This window comes from Paenibacillus sp. FSL H7-0326 (genome assembly GCF_001955535.1).
Classification (GTDB): domain Bacteria; phylum Bacillota; class Bacilli; order Paenibacillales; family Paenibacillaceae; genus Paenibacillus; species Paenibacillus shunpengii.
Window position 1 is genome coordinate 22,390 of record NZ_MPVN01000012.1, and the last position, 18,753, is coordinate 41,142.

Consider the following 18,753-nt stretch of genomic DNA (forward strand, 5'->3'; position numbering starts at 1 on the left):
TTCGTAACGCGGGCCTTATAAGCGCCCGCCATGTGGGAGGTATATCCGTTAAAACCACAAAGGAGGAATAGAAACATGGCTAAACATGGTAAGAAATATGTTGAAGCTGCTAAGCTGATTGACAGCGAAGCAAGCTACGAGCCTTTGGAAGCTGTAGAGCTTGTCAAAAAGGCAGCGACTGCTAAATTCGACGAAACGGTTGAAGCTGCAGTTCGTTTGGGCGTAGACCCACGTAAACAAGACCAAGCTGTGCGTGGTGTTGTTGTCTTGCCTCACGGTACAGGTAAAACACAACGCGTATTGGTATTTGCAAAAGGTGAAAAAGCGAAAGAGGCGGAAGCAGCTGGAGCAGACTTTGTTGGGGATCAAGATATGATCAACAAAATCCAACAAGGTTGGTTCGAGTTCGATGTCTGCGTAGCTACACCTGATATGATGAGTGAAGTAGGTAAATTGGGCCGTCTGCTCGGCGGTAAAGGCCTGATGCCTAACCCTAAAGCCGGAACGGTTACTTTCGATGTTTCCAAGGCTGTTCAAGAAATTAAAGCCGGTAAAATCGAGTATCGTCTGGATCGTGCAGGTCAAATTCACGCGCCAATCGGTAAAGTATCTTTCTCTGCTGAGCAGTTGAATGATAACCTTAAAGCACTGATTGATGCACTTAACCGTGCTAAACCAGCTGCTGCAAAAGGTGTTTACCTGAAAAACATCAGCCTGTCCTCAACAATGGGACCTGGTGCTCGTGTGAATACAGCTTCTTACAGATAATAAATACCAGTTGACTTTGGTCTGCTGAATCTGTTACTCTGTAAAAGTTGTTAAGTCATAAGTGACTGACCCTTAAATTCGAATATGCTTACCGTAGACAGTAGGTGCTTGTTATAAGCTTAATTTCCTACCGAGGTGTGATGATAGAACGTATCAATTGAGTTTCTATGCTCAATCTGACTTTATCAAGCCTTCGTGATTCTACGGAGGCTTTTCTTATTGGATAAATGAAGCTGATACATCGGATCAAGCCTCACCTATCTTACGGGAAACTTCCGCTTCTAGCGGTTAACGAAGATGCGAAGTGCCATGCGGTACTGAGCAAGGAATCTATCAGGAGGTGTACAATTTGGCAAACGCAAAAGTGATTCAAGCTAAACAAGAAGCGGTTGACGTGGTAACTGCGAAATTGCGTGAGAGCGCAACTACAGTAGTAGCTGACTACCGTGGTCTGAACGTTGCCCAAGTAACTGAGCTGCGTAAACAGCTTCGTGAAGCGGGTATCGAATTCCAAGTCCTGAAGAACACATTGCTTCGCCGTGCAACTGCAGCTGCAGAGCTGACTGAACTTGATGAAGTTCTGACAGGTCCTACTGCGATTGCATTCAGCGGTGAAGATGCTGTTGCTCCAGCTAAAATTTTGAACGACTTCGCTAAGAAGAACGATGCACTGAAATTGAAAGGTGCAGTAGTTGAAGGACGTGTTGTTGGTGTTGAAGAAGTTAAAGCACTGGCAGAACTTCCATCCCGCGAAGGACTTCTTTCCATGCTCCTCAGCGTGCTTCAAGCACCTGTACGCAACTTCGCCCTTGCGGTTAAAGCAGTCGGCGAACAAAAAGAAGAGCAAGGCGCTTAATTTTTTGAAATACCAGGCTATATAAAATACTAATTTAAATAATGGAGGTTCTACCATGAGTAAAGAGCAAATCTTGGAAGCAATTAAAGGTATGACTGTTTTGGAACTGAACGATCTTGTTAAAGCAATCGAAGAAGAATTCGGCGTAACTGCTGCAGCTCCTGTAGCTGTTATGGGCGGCGCTGTTGGCGGTGCTGAAGCTGCTGAGCAAACTGAGTTCGACGTAATCTTGGCATCTGCTGGTGCTTCCAAAATCAACGTAATCAAAGCGGTTCGCGAAATCACTGGTCTTGGCTTGAAAGAAGCTAAAGAACTCGTTGACAACGCTCCAAAACCACTGAAAGAAAAAGTAAGCAAAGAAGAAGCAGAAACAGTTAAAGCTAAACTTGAAGAAGTTGGCGCTTCTGTTGAAGTAAAATAATTGATTTCACTTAACTAGTGAATTGGAAACAAAACATACAAACCCCTTGATAGAGTCAAGGGGTTTGTTGTTATGAATGGCTGCAACTTTTGTAAGTGAAGGTGAATTGGAGGTATCCCATGTCAGATCATTATTATTCTAATAAGCCTGAAGCCGCTCACGATAGACAAACTCTTGAAACAGAGCTGAGAGGTTACAAGCTTAAACTAACCAGTGATGCAGGAGTATTTTCAAAGAACGGTGTGGATTATGGCAGCAGGGGTCTTATTGGAGCGATGGATCTTCAGGGAGCCAAGTCAGTTCTGGATGTAGGGTGCGGCTACGGTCCAATCGGGATTGTGGCAGCTAAGCTCCTGCCGGATGCAGTGGTTACGATGATTGATATCAATGAGCGTGCCGTAGAACTGGCAAGGCATAATGCAATTCAAAACCAGGTAAGTGCAAATACCGTTATTAAACAGAGTGACCGGCTGGAAGCAGTGAGAGAAGATAGGTTCGATGTCATCCTAACCAATCCTCCGATCCGGGCTGGTAAGGACGTTGTACATGCAATTTTTGAAGAAGCCTATGAGCAGCTGAACGAAGGTGGAACACTGTGGATTGTTATACAGAAGAAACAAGGGGCACCTTCTGCCAAAGCGAAGTTGGAATCGATGTTTAGTGTGGTTGAAGAAGTAACGAAGGACAAAGGGTATCGGATATTCAGGGCAAAGAAATAATGCGGGTATATTAGTATATACAAACTAAAAAAAATCGCAATAGGACTATTGACTTGGTATCGCCATTGTGGTATTCTTAATAAATGTCAGTATTAAGATGCCCTACTTAGCTTTAGTTTGTTAAAATGTCAATCTTTTTTTCGCTTGGATCGCATATTTGTGTGTGGATCCGCGTATAATATGTACATTTTGGGCAGACTATGAGGTGAGTGGGTTTTTCTGGGATGAAGGAGAAATTCACTAATAAGTTGCTCTTTTTTCGAAAAAACATTCGAGTAAGGGCTTTTCTTTATTTGTGGATGCTCTCTCTCTGGTTGATTCATCTTATATGAGTTCCATTATAAGGTTACAAACAGAGGTTCGCAACGAAATTTTTAAAAGTGAGTAGACATTGAGGGGTGAGTTTAAGTTGGCAGGACATCTTGTTCAGTATGGTCGACGCACTCGGCGCAGTTATGCACGAATTAACGAGATACTCGAAATTCCGAACCTGATAGAAATCCAACAAAAATCTTACGAATGGTTTTTGGAGGAAGGATTGCGCGAAATGTTCCAGGATATCTCGCCAATTCAGGATTTTACAGGTAATCTCGTATTGGAATTTATCGACTACAGTCTCGGTGAACCGAAATATACGGTAGACGACGCGAAAGAACGCGACGTTACTTATGCCGCACCGCTTCGGGTAAAAGTCCGGCTCATTAATAAGGAAACGGGCGAAGTCAAAGAGCAGGAAGTGTTCATGGGTGATTTCCCGCTGATGACCGAAACAGGCACCTTTATTATCAACGGTGCGGAACGGGTTATTGTCAGCCAGTTGGTTCGCTCTCCTAGCGTCTATTTCAGCACTAAATTAGATAAGAACGCAAAGAAATCTTATACCGCAACAGTGATTCCGAATCGCGGAGCGTGGCTGGAGCTTGAGATGGACGCGAAGGACATTATCTATGTTCGTATCGACCGTACTCGTAAGATTCCAGTGACTGTACTGCTGAGAGCGCTTGGGTTTGGTACAGATGCTGAGATTTTGGATTTGCTGGGTAATGATGAATATATCCGGAATACGCTGGATAAAGACAACACAGATTCGACAGAGAAAGCACTGATCGAAATTTACGAACGTCTTCGTCCGGGTGAACCACCGACTTTGGATAATGCGAAGAGCTTGCTTGTAGCACGTTTCTTTGATCCAAAACGTTATGATCTTGCGAACGTAGGTCGTTACAAAATCAATAAAAAGCTTCATATCAAGAACCGTCTGTTCAATCAACGTCTTGCAGAATCTTTGATTGATATCTCTACTGGAGAAATCATTGCAGAGGCTGGACAAATTGTTGACCGCAGATTGCTTGATGAAATTATGCCTGCACTTGAGAGTGAAGAGGCGGTTGGACAACGTACTTATCATGTGGCGAACGGTGTTCTTGATGCTAATGATATTCCGGTCCAAACTATTGATGTATTCTCTCCAATAGAAGACGGTAAAGTCGTTAAATTGATTGCGAACAGCAACATTGATAAATCTGTTAAGCATATTACGCCAGCAGATATCATTTCTTCCATCAGTTACTTCTTGAACCTGCTTCATGGTATTGGTGATACAGACGATATCGACCACTTGGGTAACCGTCGTCTTCGTTCTGTTGGTGAGCTCTTGCAGAACCAGTTCCGTATTGGTCTATCCCGTATGGAGCGCGTTGTTCGTGAGAGAATGTCTATTCAGGATGCGAACGTCATTACACCTCAGGCGTTGATCAACATTCGTCCGGTTATTGCATCCATTAAAGAGTTCTTCGGAAGCTCGCAGTTGTCTCAGTTTATGGACCAAACGAATCCGCTGGGCGAACTTACGCATAAACGTCGTCTGTCTGCTCTAGGACCTGGTGGTTTGACTCGTGAGCGCGCAGGCTTTGAAGTCCGTGACGTACATCCATCCCACTATGGGCGTATGTGTCCGATCGAGACTCCAGAGGGACCGAACATCGGTTTGATCAACTCCTTGTCTACATTTGCACGCGTCAACGAATATGGCTTCATCGAAGCTCCATATCGCTGGGTAGATCCGAAGACAGGCCAAGTTACAGATCAAGTTCGTTATGTAACTGCAGACGAAGAGGATAACTATGTTATTGCTCAGGCGAATGCGAAATTGAATGAAGACGGTACTTTTGCTGAGGATATGGTCGTTGTTCGTTACAACAAGCAGTCTGACAACATCACAACGATGCCGAATGACCGCGTTGACTACATGGACGTATCTCCTAAGCAGGTTGTATCCGTTGCAACGGCGCTCATTCCGTTCCTTGAGAACGATGACTCCAACCGTGCACTCATGGGATCTAACATGCAGCGGCAGGCGGTTCCACTTCTTATTCCTAAAGCTCCGCTTGTAGGTACGGGTATGGAACACAAAGCTGCGAAAGACTCCGGTGTATGTATTGTATCCAAACATGACGGTATTATTGAGAGATCTTCTGCCAATGAAATTTGGGTTCGCAGAATTGAACTTGTTGACGGCAAGGAAGTTAAGGGCGATATCGTTAAACATAAATTACACAAATTTATGCGTTCGAACCAAGGAACATGCATTAACCAACGTCCAATCGTAAAAATTGGCGATCACATTAAAAAAGGCGACATTTTGGCAGATGGACCATCTACTGAAATGGGTGAATTGGCACTGGGCCGCAACGTAGTCGTTGCCTTCATGACTTGGGAAGGTTACAACTATGAGGATGCGATTCTTCTTAGCGAAAAACTTGTTAAAGAAGACGTGTACACTTCCATTCACATTGAAGAATATGAGTCTGAAGCTCGTGATACGAAGCTCGGACCTGAAGAAATTACTCGCGATATTCCTAACGTGGGTGAAGAAGCACTTCGTAACCTTGATGAGCGCGGAATTATCCGCATCGGTGCTGAAATTGCAGCCGGCGACATTCTTGTTGGTAAAGTTACACCTAAAGGGGTAACCGAGCTTACAGCGGAAGAGCGTCTCCTTCATGCGATCTTCGGTGAGAAGGCTCGTGAAGTTCGCGATACTTCACTTCGCGTACCACACGGTACAGACGGAATTGTGGTAGACGTTAAAGTCTTCACACGTGAGAACGGTGATGAACTGCCTCCGGGTGTTAACCAGCTCGTACGTGTCTATATCGCTCAAAAACGGAAAATTTCCGAGGGTGACAAAATGGCCGGACGTCACGGTAACAAAGGGGTCGTGGCCCGTATTCTTCCAGAAGAAGATATGCCATTCCTTCCGGATGGTACACCGGTTCAAGTCGTGCTTAACCCACTAGGGGTACCATCCCGTATGAACATCGGACAGGTGCTTGAGGTTCACTTGGGTATGGCTGCTATGCAGCTTGGTATTCATGTAGCTACACCGGTATTTGACGGTGCTACAGAGCATGATGTGTTTGACACGATGGAAGAAGCAGGCATGCAGCGTAATGGTAAGACTGTGCTGTTTGATGGACGTACGGGCGAGCGCTTCGAGCGTGAAGTTACCGTCGGTGTCATGCACATGATCAAGCTGGCGCACATGGTTGACGATAAGATCCACGCCCGCTCCACAGGACCATACTCACTTGTTACGCAACAGCCGCTGGGTGGTAAAGCTCAGTTTGGTGGTCAGCGTTTCGGTGAGATGGAGGTTTGGGCGCTTGAAGCCTATGGTGCAGCATATACCCTGCAAGAGATTCTTACAGTTAAGTCTGATGACGTTGTTGGACGTGTTAAGACTTATGAATCCATTGTCAAGGGTGAGAATGTTCCAGAACCAGGTATCCCTGAGTCCTTCAAGGTACTGATCAAAGAGCTGCAGAGCTTGGGTATGGACGTTAAAATGCTTACCAAAGACGAAGAAGAGATCGATCTGAAAGAATCGGATGACGATGATGACGCTGCAGGCGATAAGCTGAGCCTCAACCTTGAAGGCACAGAAGTCGGTGTAGAATAACATAGTCGACTGTAACAATACCGGAATTTTCATCAGGCTCTAATCCCCTCTGAAGCATCTCGCTTCAGAGGGGGGAGAACCTAAAATTTAGGACTTGGTTAAGGAGGGTTGCTCCTTGTTGGACGTAAACAATTTCGAATATATGAAAATCGGGCTTGCATCCCCGGAAAAAATTCGCTCTTGGTCCCGCGGAGAAGTGAAAAAACCGGAGACGATTAACTATCGTACGCTAAAACCGGAAAAAGAGGGTCTGTTCTGCGAGAAGATCTTCGGTCCTACTAAGGACTGGGAATGTCACTGTGGTAAATACAAGCGCGTTCGTTATAAAGGCGTCGTTTGTGACCGTTGCGGCGTTGAAGTGACTCGTGCCAAAGTACGCCGTGAGCGTATGGGGCATATTGAACTGGCTGCTCCGGTATCACATATCTGGTATTTCAAAGGCATTCCAAGCCGTATGGGTCTGGCTCTGGATATGTCTCCAAGATCTCTTGAAGAGATCATTTATTTTGCATCTTATGTTGTTACCGATCCAGGTGAGACTCCACTGGAGAAAAAACAACTGCTGTCTGAAAAAGAATACCGCAGCTACCGTGAGAAATACGGCTACGGGTTCCAAGCAGGCATGGGTGCAGAAGCGGTTAAAAAGCTGCTTCAAGACCTCGACGTTGATAAAGAGCTTGAATTCTTGAAAGAAGAGCTCCGCACAGCTCAAGGTCAGCGCCGTAATCGTGCGATTAAGCGCCTTGAAGTTATCGAAGCTTTCCGTAATTCCGGCAACAGACCGGATTGGATGATCATGGATGTACTTCCTGTCATTCCACCGGAGCTTCGGCCGATGGTTCAGCTTGACGGCGGCCGCTTTGCGACTTCTGACTTGAATGATCTGTATCGTCGTGTAATTAACCGTAATAACCGTCTGAAACGCCTTCTTGATCTTGGTGCACCAGACATCATCGTTCAGAATGAGAAGCGTATGCTTCAAGAAGCAGTTGACGCTCTGATCGATAACGGCCGTCGTGGCCGTCCTGTTACAGGTCCTGGTAACCGTCCGCTCAAATCTCTCAGCCACATGCTGAAAGGTAAACAAGGTCGCTTCCGTCAGAACTTGCTCGGTAAACGTGTTGACTATTCTGGTCGTTCCGTTATCGTCGTAGGTCCTTACCTTAAGATGTACCAATGCGGCTTGCCTAAGGATATGGCGCTTGAGTTGTTCAAGCCTTTCGTTATGAAAGAGCTTGTGAACAAAGGTCTGGCGCATAATATTAAGAGTGCAAAACGTAAAGTTGAACGTGTGAGTCCTGAAGTATGGGACGTTCTTGAAGAAGTAATTAAGGAACATCCAGTACTTCTTAACCGTGCCCCTACGCTTCACCGTTTGGGTATTCAAGCATTTGAACCGATTCTGGTGGAAGGTAAAGCGATCCGTTTGCATCCGCTCGTATGTACGGCTTACAACGCCGACTTTGACGGTGACCAAATGGCCGTTCACGTACCTTTGTCCGCTGAAGCTCAAGCCGAAGCTCGTCTTCTTATGCTTGCGTCAGGTAATATCTTGAACCCTAAAGATGGTAAGCCGGTTGTTACTCCATCTCAGGATATGGTTCTTGGATCCTTCTATCTGACAATGGATAACAAAGAAGAAAAAGGCTCAGGTATGATCCTTCGTACAGTGAATGAAGCTGTATCTGCTTACCAACGCGGAACTGCGGGTCTTCATGCACGTGTTGCAATTCCGGTCAAAGCTCTTAACAAAACAAGCTTTACGGATGAGCAGCAAAATGCGATGCTGATCACAACGGTCGGTAAGATTATCTTTAACGAAATCTTCCCAAGCAGCTTCCCATACATTAATGATGCAACTCGCGCTAACCTCTTCCAAGGTACGCCGGAGCATTCCTTTGTGTATGAGAAAGGCGCTGACCTGAGAGAAGCAATTATGAATGCACCTCAAGCGGGTGGAGTCGGCAAAGACTATCTTGGTCATATCATTGCACGCTGCTTCGAGGTATACCATACAACACAAACATCTATGATCTTGGATAAGGTCAAACAGCTTGGATTCACGTATTCTACTCGTGCTGGGGTTACCGTTGGTGTATCCGACGTTATTGTCCCTGATGAGAAGAATGAGATTCTGCGTGTGTCAGATGAGAAGGTTGCTGTCGTTACGAATCAGTACCGTCGTGGTTTGATCACGAACGAAGAGCGTTATGACCGCGTCATTGATATCTGGTCCAAAGCAAAAGATGATATCACGGAAGTCCTTATGAAATCGATGGATCGCTTCAACTCCATCATGCTCATGGTTGACTCTAAAGCCCGTGGTAACAAATCTCAGATTACACAGCTGGGCGGTATGCGGGGTCTGATGGCCAACCCATCAGGACGTATTATCGAGCTCCCAATCAAATCGAACTTCCGTGAAGGTCTGACGGTACTCGAGTACTTCCTGTCCACGCACGGTGCACGTAAAGGTCTTGCCGATACAGCCCTGCGTACAGCTGACTCAGGTTACCTGACTCGTCGTCTCGTTGACGTAGCGCAAGATGTGATTGTTCGGGAAGATGATTGCGGAACAGATAAAGGCTTCACTGTAAGCCGTATTCAAGATGGTAAAGAGGTTATCGAGGATCTATATGATCGTATCGAAGGCCGCTATTGCTTCCAAACGGTTCGTCATCCTGAGACAGGTGAAATCATTGCACATCGTAATGAGCTCATCGATTCTGACAAAGCTGAGGCTATTGTTAAAGCAGGAGTAGACAAACTGCAAATACGTTCTGTGCTTAGCTGCCGTGCTCGTCATGGTGTCTGCAAGAAGTGTTATGGACGCAACCTGGCAACAGGTAAACACGTCGAGATCGGGGAAGCAGTTGGTATCATCGCTGCACAATCCATCGGTGAGCCAGGAACACAGCTTACAATGCGTACGTTCCATACCGGTGGTGTCGCTGGAGACGATATTACTCAGGGTCTTCCGCGTATCCAGGAGCTTTTCGAAGCGCGTAATCCGAAAGGTCAAGCAACCATCAGTGAAATTGATGGTGTTATCAAAGAGATCCGTGAAGCTAAAGATCGCCGTGAAATTGAAGTTCAAGGTGAAGCTGAGACGAAAGTCTATGCAGTTACCTATGGCTCCCGTCTGCGCGTAAGCGAGGGAATGGAGATTGAAGCGGGGGATGAGCTTACGGATGGTTCAATTGACCCGAAAGAAATGCTGCGTATCAAAGGTGTACGTGGCGTTCAAAACTACATTCTGCAAGAAGTACAGCGCGTATATCGTAACCAAGGTGTAGAAATCAACGACAAGCACGTAGAAGTAATGATTCGTCAAATGCTGCGCAAGATTCGTATCGTGGATGCAGGAGATACTACGCTTCTTCCAGGTTCGTTTGTTGATACTCATGAATATGAAACAGCAAACAAGACGGCAATTCTTAGTGACAAGGAGCCTGCAGTGGCTAAGCCAGTCCTTCTGGGTATCACCAAGGCGTCTCTTGAAACAGATTCCTTCTTGTCCGCAGCTTCCTTCCAGGAAACGACTCGTGTCCTGACGGATGCAGCAATCAAAGGTAAGGTCGATCAGCTTCTTGGATTGAAGGAAAATGTAATTATCGGTAAACTGATCCCTGCAGGTACAGGTATGAACCGTTACCGCAGTGTGAAGTTTGCTAATCCGGAAGATGGCGAATCTCAATTAGAAGAGCTTGAACCGGTATCTGTAGACTGATGAATAGCTCGAATCCGCCTGTTTAAGGTGAATTTGATCGGTAAACACGTACCCGATTGTATATCAGGAGAGAAGGCTCATACTTCCTCCTGATACTACAATTTTAATGTTTAGAGTTTGATTGAATCTCTTGACAACGAATGTGTTGTAATGCTAATATAGCAAAGGTGCGTGAGTAGCCGCATGTTATCATGTCTTCTCGGAGGTATTGATAAATGTCGAATGACAACTTTTTGCAGGATGCTCATGTCAAGATCGGTACCAAGCAAACCATGAAGATGGTTGAATCAGGACTGGCTGTTGAAGTTTATGTAGCTCAGGACGCTGATATGCGAATCACTTCTAAGATCAAGTCGCTATGTGAGAAGCATCAAGTGAAGCTGAACATAGTCGATACGATGGAGCAGCTCGGCAAGGCTTGCGGAATTGAAGTGGGAGCGGCTATGGTAGCTGTATTGAAACAATAGGTATAAGAAGATGTTTTTGTCTGGAATGCAAGAGCTTCCTAAACGGCAAAAACTTTTCATTTGTTCTTTTATGAACCGCCTGGGTCTGTGGACTTAAGAATTGAGGTTTATAAATAGAATGACGAATCTAGGAAGGGGGTGGCAACATGCCAACAATTAATCAGCTCGTTCGTAAAGGACGTCAAGCAAAGATCTACAAATCCAAATCTCCTGCGTTGCAAAAAGGCTTCAATGCCCTGAAACGTGAGTCTACTGATATCAGTGCTCCGCAAAAACGTGGTGTTTGTACTCGTGTAGGTACGATGACTCCGAAGAAACCGAACTCCGCGCTTCGTAAATATGCCCGTGTACGTTTGACTAACCGTATCGAGGTTACTGCTTACATCCCAGGTATCGGACACAACTTGCAAGAGCACAGTGTCGTTCTGATCCGTGGTGGTCGGGTTAAAGACCTTCCGGGTGTACGTTACCATATCGTTCGTGGTGCGCTTGATACTGCAGGTGTTAACAACCGTATGCAAGCTCGCTCCAAGTATGGTGCGAAACGCCCTAAAGCTAAAAAAGCGTAAGATCAACACATTGATTTTACAGTCAGTAAGCCGTTTGCGAATTAGCGCTTCGGTTACAGAACAACAACAACAACAAATTAAGAATAATAAACATGCAAGAAAGGGGGATATCCATGCCACGCAAAGGTCCAGTTACCAAAAGAGACGTGTTGCCTGATCCGGTGTACAACAGCAAACTTGTTACTCGTCTGATCAACCGCATCATGCTTGATGGAAAACGTGGTGTTGCTCAAAGCATTCTTTACAATGCGTTCAACTTGATTCAAGAACGTACAGGTAAAGATCCTATGGAAGTTTTTGAAGCAGCTATCAAAAATATTATGCCGGTTCTGGAAGTTAAAGCTCGTCGTGTCGGCGGTGCTAACTACCAAGTACCTATCGAGGTTAAACCGGAAAGACGTACTTCCCTTGGTCTACGTTGGCTCGTAAACTACTCCCGCAGCCGCGGTGAGAAAACAATGGAAGAGCGTTTGGCAGCTGAGATTATCGATGCTTCCAACAACACTGGTGCTTCCGTTAAGAAACGTGAAGACACACACAAAATGGCTGAAGCGAACAAAGCGTTTGCTCACTACCGTTGGTAGGATTTATCAGTCTTTAAAATATAACTTCATTTTGAAGGGAGACCCATGTCATGGCAAGAGAGTTCTCCTTGAAAAATACACGTAACATCGGGATCATGGCGCATATTGACGCCGGTAAAACTACTACCACTGAGCGGATCTTGTTCTACACAGGCCGTACGCACAAAATCGGGGAAGTTCACGAGGGTGCTGCGACTATGGACTGGATGGAGCAGGAACAGGAGCGCGGGATCACGATTACTTCCGCTGCTACGACCGCTCAATGGAAAGGTCACCGCGTTAATATCATCGATACCCCGGGACACGTTGACTTCACAGTTGAAGTTGAACGTTCCCTTCGTGTATTGGACGGAGCAGTAGGTGTTTTCAGTGCGAAAGAAGGCGTTGAGCCTCAGTCTGAAACTGTATGGAGACAGGCTGACCGTTACGGCGTTCCTCGTATCGCATATGTAAACAAAATGGATATCATCGGTGCAGACTACCTTAACGTTGTTAAGGATATGCGCGAGCGTCTTCAAGCAAATGCTGTTGCTATCCAGCTTCCTATCGGTGCTGAGAATGATTTCATTGGTATCATTGATATCGTTGAGCAAAAAGCATATATGTACAAAGACGATCTTGGTAAAGACATCGAAGAAACTACAATTCCTGCAGAATATGCAGATCAAGTTGAAGAACTTCGTATGGAACTGATCGAGAAAGTAGCAGAGCTTGATGAAGATCTGACTATGAAATACCTAGAAGGCGAAGAAATCACTGTTGATGAGATCAAATCCGCTCTTCGTAAAGGTGTAGTAGAAGTTAAAATCTTCCCAGTTATCTGTGGATCTTCTTACCGTAACAAAGGTGTTCAGCTGATGCTGGATGCGGTTCTGGACTATCTGCCAGCTCCTATTGATGTTCCTGACATCAAAGGTACTTTGGAAGATGGAACTGAAGCGATTCGTAAATCTTCTGACGAAGAGCCATTCTCGGCACTTGCGTTCAAGATCATGACGGATCCTTATGTGGGTAAATTGACATTCTTCCGCGTATACTCTGGTGTTCTTACATCTGGATCTTACGTATTGAATGCAACTAAAGGAAAACGTGAACGTATCGGTCGTATCCTTCAAATGCACGCGAACAGCCGTCAAGAAATCACTGAAGTATATGCTGGTGATATCGCATCTGCTGTAGGTTTGAAAGATACAGGTACAGGTGATACACTATGTGATGAGAAGAATCCGGTCATTCTGGAGTCTATGAACTTCCCTGATCCGGTTATTCAAATCGCGGTTGAACCAAAAACCAAAGCCGACCAAGACAAAATGTCTGTTGCTCTCGGTAAGTTGACTGAGGAGGATCCAACTCTTCGTGCTCATACTGATGAAGAAACAGGTCAAACAATTTTGGCTGGTATGGGTGAGCTTCACCTTGATATCATCATCGACCGTATGCGTCGTGAGTTCAAAGTGGACACAAACATTGGTCAACCACAGGTTGCTTACCGTGAAACATTCCGTCAAGCAGCGCGCGTTGAAGGTAAATTCGTACGTCAGTCCGGTGGCCGCGGTCAATATGGACACGTATGGGTTGAATTCGAACCGCTTGAAGCGGGTAGCGGTAACCAATTCGACAGCAAAATTGTGGGTGGATCTGTACCACGTGAATACGTTGGTCCTGCTCAACAAGGTATTGAAGAAGCTATGAAAAATGGTGTCCTTGCAGGATTCCCACTTGTAGACGTTAAAGCTACAATCGTAGACGGTTCATACCATGATGTCGATTCCAACGAGATGGCGTTTAAAATTGCCGGATCGATGGCACTTAAAGCAGCTAAAGACAAGTGTAAAGCTGTCCTGCTTGAGCCAATCATGAAAGTGGAAGTAACTGTTCCAGAAGAGTACATGGGTGACGTAATGGGTATGCTGAACTCCCGTCGCGGTAGAATCGAAGGTATGGATTCCCGTGGTGGTACGCAAATCATTCGTGCTAAAGTGCCTCTCTCTGAAATGTTCGGATATTCCACAACTCTCCGTTCTGGTACACAAGGACGCGGGGTGTTCTCTATGGAACTTTCTCACTATGAAGAAGTACCAAGAACAATCTCCGAAGAAATCGTGTCCAAAGTTAAGGGAGAATAAGTTTTACTCACTGATGTACACAGCGTCATAAGGTTTAATGACTCTTATGGTGCTGTACACAGTGCCAACATATAATATAAACCACTTTTAAGGAGGCCACGTTCAAATGGCAAAGGCTAAATTCGAACGTAATAAACCACACGTTAACATTGGTACTATTGGTCACGTTGACCATGGTAAAACTACTTTGACTGCAGCAATCACTACTGTATTGTCCAAAACTTACGGCGGTGCAGCAGTTGCATTCGATCAAATCGACAAAGCTCCAGAAGAGCGCGAACGCGGTATCACTATCTCTACTGCACACGTAGAGTACGAAACTGATGCACGTCACTATGCACACGTTGACTGCCCAGGTCACGCCGACTATGTTAAAAACATGATCACTGGTGCTGCACAAATGGATGGAGCGATCCTGGTTGTATCCGCAGCTGATGGTCCAATGCCACAAACTCGTGAGCACATCCTTCTGTCCCGCCAAGTAGGCGTACCTTACATCGTAGTATTCTTGAACAAATGCGATATGGTAGAAGACGAAGAACTTCTTGAGCTGGTTGAAATGGAAGTTCGCGACCTTCTTAGCGAATATGACTTCCCAGGTGATGACACGCCAATCACTCGTGGATCTGCTCGTGAAGCTCTTCAAAACCCAGAAGGCGAATGGGCTCAAAAAATCGTTGAGATGTTCAAAGAAATCGATACTTACATCCCAACTCCAGAGCGCGACACTGACAAGCCTTTCTTGATGCCTGTCGAGGACGTATTCTCCATCACTGGTCGTGGTACAGTTGCTACAGGCCGTGTAGAGCGTGGTACTGTTAAAGTCGGCGATGAAATCGAAATCGTTGGTATCGCTGAAGAGTCCAAAAAATCCGTAGTAACGGGCGTTGAAATGTTCCGTAAACTTCTGGATTCCGCTCAAGCAGGTGACAACATCGGAGCATTGCTTCGTGGTGTAGACCGTACTCAAATCGAGCGTGGACAAGTTCTTTCCAAACCAGGTTCAGTTAAACCTCATACTGAGTTTACTGCTCAAGTATACGTATTGACTAAAGAAGAAGGTGGCCGTCATAAGCCTTTCTTCACTGGATACCGTCCTCAGTTCTACTTCCGTACAACTGACGTAACTGGTATCATCAACCTGCCAGAAGGTACTGAAATGGTTATGCCTGGCGACAACATCGAAGTAACAGTATCTCTGATCGCTCCAATCGCTATCGAAGAAGGAACTAAGTTCTCTATTCGTGAAGGTGGACGTACAGTAGGCGCTGGTGCGGTAGCAACAATCATTAAATAATTTGGCTGCATGCCGAATCATATAAAGCAACAATGTACTGGAACGAGCAACAGTGTATCGGAACGAACAAAAGGATCTCGGCGTTAATCGCCGAGATCCTTTTTATATTTAAACTTTTTTTCATAAATTACCTTTGGCTTTTTAGAGCTTCATCATATATAATAGTACGAGTTGCGATTCGGGAAGTGCATTCGAAAAAATAGAGAGCTGAAGTCTATTCAGAATTTTATCTATCTTTTTTATATAAAAGCTTGCATTACGCCTAGGTTTTCTATATAATAATGAATGTTGTTCTGTGACGTTGCGATGATGTGAGAGGTTACTGACACACCCGGCCCCTTTGCCATGGGAGAGTGGGTCAGAAAATTTTCACGGAGTATGTCCGATATTAAATTGGGCGATAGAAGGAGGGACTAAAATGGCAAAGCAAAAAATTCGTATTCGTTTGAAAGCTTACGACCACAGAATTCTTGATCAATCCGCTGAGAAGATTGTTGAAACGGCAAAACGTTCGGGTGCAGGTGTATCCGGTCCGATTCCGCTTCCAACTGAGAAACAAGTTATTACTATTCTCCGTGCGGTACACAAGTACAAGGATTCCCGGGAACAATTCGAAATGCGCACACATAAGCGTTTGATCGATATTGTTAACCCAACTCCACAAACTGTGGATGCCTTGATGCGCTTGGATCTGCCGTCCGGTGTAGATATCGAAATTAAATTGTAATTTAGTATTGTATTAATGGAAGGAAAAGAGGTGTCAACATGAAAGGTATCTTAGGTAAAAAACTAGGCATGACGCAAGTGTTTACTCCAGAAGGTAACGTAATCCCTGTTACAGTTATTGAAGCAGGTCCATCTGTTGTCTTGCAAAAGAAAGACCTTGAGAACGACGGCTATGAAGCGGTTCAACTAGGTTATGCCGATAAGAAAGAAAAAAATGCTAACAAACCTGAAACAGGACATGCGAAAAAAGCTAATACAGCTCCTAAGCGCTACGTTCGCGAACTCCGCGGTGTTGATCTTGCGGGATTCGAGGTTGGCCAAGAAATTAAAGCAGACATCTTCGCTGAAGGCGAATTTGTTGACGTAACAGGAATCTCCAAAGGTAAAGGTTTTGCCGGCGTTATCAAACGTTGGGGACAAAGCACTGGACCTATGTCTCACGGTTCCCGTTATCATAGAGGCCCTGGTTCCATGGGTTCCATCCAAGCGAACCGCGTTCCTAAAGGTAAACACCTTCCAGGACATATGGGTCATGAAACAATCACAATTCAACGTCTTGAAGTTATTAAAGTAGACGCTGAACGTAACGTATTGCTTGTTAAAGGCTCTATTCCTGGACCGAAAAACAGCTTCGTTAAAATTAAAGAATCGGTGAAGAAATAATCACCTAAAGAAAGGAGGAACACAAAATGCCAAAAGTAGCACTTTTTAATGTCAGTGGTAGCCAAGTAGGAGAAGTTGAACTGAACGATGCAGTATTCGGAATTGAGCCGAACACTCATGTACTTCACGATGCTGTTGTTATGCAACGCGCTTCCCTGCGTCAAGGTACACACAAAGTAAAAGGACGTTCTGAAGTACGCGGCGGCGGACGTAAGCCTTGGAAACAAAAAGGTACTGGACGCGCTCGTCAAGGTTCGATCCGTGCACCACAATGGGTAGGCGGCGGTACTGTATTTGGTCCAACACCACGCAGCTACGCGTTCAAACTGCCTAAGAAAGTTCGTCGTCTGGCGATTAAATCCGCTTTGTCTTCCAAAGTGATTGATAACGAAATTATCGTTCTGGATGCTCTTGCTCTGAATGCACCGAAAACTAAAGAATTTGCAGCTATTTTGAATAACCTCAAAGTAGATCGCAAAGCTTTGATCGTTGCTCCAGGCTATGATGATAATGTTGCTCTTTCCGCAAGAAATATTCCTGGTGTGAAATTTGTAGCGGCTGACGGCATTAATGTTCTTGACGTACTTACGTACGACAAACTGATCATTACGAAAGAAGCAGTTCAGAAGGTAGAGGAGGTGCTCGCGTAATGAAGAATCCTCGTGACATTATTAAACGTCCGGTGATTACTGAACGTACAGCTGATATGATGGCCGACTTGAAATATGTATTTGAAGTCGATATTCGTTCGAACAAAACCGAAATCAAAGCTGCTATTGAAGAAATCTTCAACGTTAAAGTAAAAGACGTGAACACTCTTCGCGTACCTGGTAAGTTAAAACGCTACGGACGCTACTCTGGATATACTCCTGAGTGGAAAAAAGCATTCGTAACTTTGACTCCAGACAGCAAAGCTCTTGAGTTCTTTGAATCGGTATAATAAGAAACTGTAAAGTAAGGAGGGAAAATCAGTGCCAATCAAAAAGTACAAACCGACGTCTCCGGCTAGACGTAACATGTCTGTGTCTACTTTTGAAGAGATCACAACAAACCAGCCAGAGAAATCGCTGCTTGCTCCACTGAGCAAAACAGCTGGCCGTAACAACCAAGGTAAAATTACGGTTCGTCACCATGGCGGCGGACACAAGCGTAAATACCGTATTATTGACTTTAAACGTACTAAAGATGGAATACCGGGCCGCGTTGCTACAATCGAGTATGACCCGAACCGTACTTCCAACATCGCTCTGATCCATTATGCAGATGGTGAGAAACGTTATATCATCGCTCCTAAAGGCCTTAAAGTAGGGGATCAAATCGAGTCCGGACCTAGCTCTGACATCAAAACAGGTAACGCACTGCCGCTTGAAAACATTCCAGTAGGTACCGTTATCCACAACATCGAACTTCAACCAGGTAAAGGTGGACAATTGGTTCGCGCAGCTGGTACTGAAGCTCAACTTCTTGGTAAAGAAGAAAAATACGTAACAGTTCGTCTTTCTTCCGGTGAAGTACGCCGCATCCTTAAAACTTGCCGTGCTACAATCGGATCTGTTGGTAACGAAGACCACGAACTCGTTAAAATCGGTAAAGCAGGCCGTAGCCGCTGGCTCGGACAACGTCCTGAAGTTCGCGGGGTAGTAATGAACCCTAACGATCACCCTCACGGTGGTGGTGAAGGACGCGCTCCAATCGGACGTAAATCGCCAATGTCTCCATGGGGTAAACCAACTCTTGGTTACAAAACGCGTAAGAAAAACAAAGCTTCTGACAAATACATCGTTCGCCGCCGCACGAAGTAATACACAGTCTATCTGTGCATAACTTCGCGCGAGCGATCGTGAATGAACGAGAACATTGGATGAA

16 protein-coding genes and 1 other annotated feature are annotated in these 18,753 nt (G+C 45.2%); all 16 genes read left to right on the plus strand.

Annotated features, from left to right (window positions below; genetic code table 11):
* Window positions 1–75 precede the first annotated feature (75 nt).
* Window positions 76–768 (plus strand): 50S ribosomal protein L1, encoded by a 693-nt coding sequence (gene rplA / locus BK126_RS27735; protein WP_076315692.1) that lies wholly within the window; start codon window positions 76–78, stop codon window positions 766–768.
* A gap of 73 nt (window positions 769–841) precedes the next feature.
* Window positions 842–994 (plus strand) — a sequence feature (ribosomal protein L10 leader region).
* A gap of 123 nt (window positions 995–1,117) precedes the next feature.
* The gene (gene rplJ / locus BK126_RS27740; protein ID WP_076315693.1) at window positions 1,118–1,624 is read left to right on the plus strand and encodes a 50S ribosomal protein L10; all 507 of its coding nucleotides are present in this window, start codon (window positions 1,118–1,120) and stop codon (window positions 1,622–1,624) included.
* A 55-nt stretch (window positions 1,625–1,679) separates the two neighbouring features.
* Window positions 1,680–2,045 (plus strand): 50S ribosomal protein L7/L12, encoded by a 366-nt coding sequence (gene rplL / locus BK126_RS27745; protein ID WP_076315694.1) that lies wholly within the window; start codon window positions 1,680–1,682, stop codon window positions 2,043–2,045.
* 119 nt (window positions 2,046–2,164) lie between these two features.
* Window positions 2,165–2,764: a class I SAM-dependent methyltransferase gene (locus BK126_RS27750; protein ID WP_076315695.1), complete on the plus strand. Its 600-nt coding sequence runs from the start codon at window positions 2,165–2,167 to the stop codon at window positions 2,762–2,764.
* Between the two features lie 409 nt (window positions 2,765–3,173).
* Window positions 3,174–6,725 (plus strand): DNA-directed RNA polymerase subunit beta, encoded by a 3,552-nt coding sequence (gene rpoB / locus BK126_RS27755; RefSeq protein ID WP_076315696.1) that lies wholly within the window; start codon window positions 3,174–3,176, stop codon window positions 6,723–6,725.
* A 115-nt stretch (window positions 6,726–6,840) separates the two neighbouring features.
* Entirely contained in the window at window positions 6,841–10,455 is a 3,615-nt protein-coding gene (gene rpoC / locus BK126_RS27760; RefSeq protein ID WP_076315697.1) for a DNA-directed RNA polymerase subunit beta', read from the plus strand.
* A gap of 215 nt (window positions 10,456–10,670) precedes the next feature.
* Window positions 10,671–10,922, plus strand: a complete 252-nt coding sequence (locus tag BK126_RS27765) for a ribosomal L7Ae/L30e/S12e/Gadd45 family protein (RefSeq protein ID WP_076315698.1) — start codon at window positions 10,671–10,673, stop codon at window positions 10,920–10,922.
* A 146-nt stretch (window positions 10,923–11,068) separates the two neighbouring features.
* Window positions 11,069–11,491, plus strand: coding sequence for a 30S ribosomal protein S12 (rpsL, locus tag BK126_RS27770; RefSeq protein WP_047914094.1), 423 nt, complete (start codon window positions 11,069–11,071; stop codon window positions 11,489–11,491).
* 113 nt (window positions 11,492–11,604) lie between these two features.
* Window positions 11,605–12,075, plus strand: coding sequence for a 30S ribosomal protein S7 (rpsG, locus tag BK126_RS27775; protein ID WP_047914093.1), 471 nt, complete (start codon window positions 11,605–11,607; stop codon window positions 12,073–12,075).
* A gap of 50 nt (window positions 12,076–12,125) precedes the next feature.
* Window positions 12,126–14,201 (plus strand): elongation factor G, encoded by a 2,076-nt coding sequence (gene fusA / locus BK126_RS27780; protein ID WP_076315699.1) that lies wholly within the window; start codon window positions 12,126–12,128, stop codon window positions 14,199–14,201.
* Between the two features lie 106 nt (window positions 14,202–14,307).
* Window positions 14,308–15,498, plus strand: a complete 1,191-nt coding sequence (tuf, locus tag BK126_RS27785; RefSeq protein WP_076315700.1) for an elongation factor Tu — start codon at window positions 14,308–14,310, stop codon at window positions 15,496–15,498.
* Window positions 15,499–15,916: 418 nt separating this feature from the next.
* Window positions 15,917–16,225, plus strand: a complete 309-nt coding sequence (gene rpsJ, locus BK126_RS27790; RefSeq protein ID WP_006676490.1) for a 30S ribosomal protein S10 — start codon at window positions 15,917–15,919, stop codon at window positions 16,223–16,225.
* A 38-nt stretch (window positions 16,226–16,263) separates the two neighbouring features.
* The gene (rplC, locus tag BK126_RS27795) at window positions 16,264–16,887 is read left to right on the plus strand and encodes a 50S ribosomal protein L3 (protein WP_047914090.1); all 624 of its coding nucleotides are present in this window, start codon (window positions 16,264–16,266) and stop codon (window positions 16,885–16,887) included.
* A gap of 26 nt (window positions 16,888–16,913) precedes the next feature.
* Window positions 16,914–17,537, plus strand: a complete 624-nt coding sequence (rplD, locus tag BK126_RS27800; protein WP_047914089.1) for a 50S ribosomal protein L4 — start codon at window positions 16,914–16,916, stop codon at window positions 17,535–17,537.
* Window positions 17,537–17,827 carry a 50S ribosomal protein L23 gene (gene rplW, locus BK126_RS27805; RefSeq protein WP_076315701.1) on the plus strand — a complete coding sequence of 97 codons (291 nt, stop codon included), beginning with the start codon at window positions 17,537–17,539 and terminating at the stop codon, window positions 17,825–17,827. The genes rplD and rplW overlap by 1 nt, the downstream gene beginning before the upstream one ends.
* A 31-nt stretch (window positions 17,828–17,858) precedes the next feature.
* Entirely contained in the window at window positions 17,859–18,689 is an 831-nt protein-coding gene (rplB, locus tag BK126_RS27810) for a 50S ribosomal protein L2 (protein WP_047914087.1), read from the plus strand.
* Window positions 18,690–18,753: the final 64 nt, after the last annotated feature.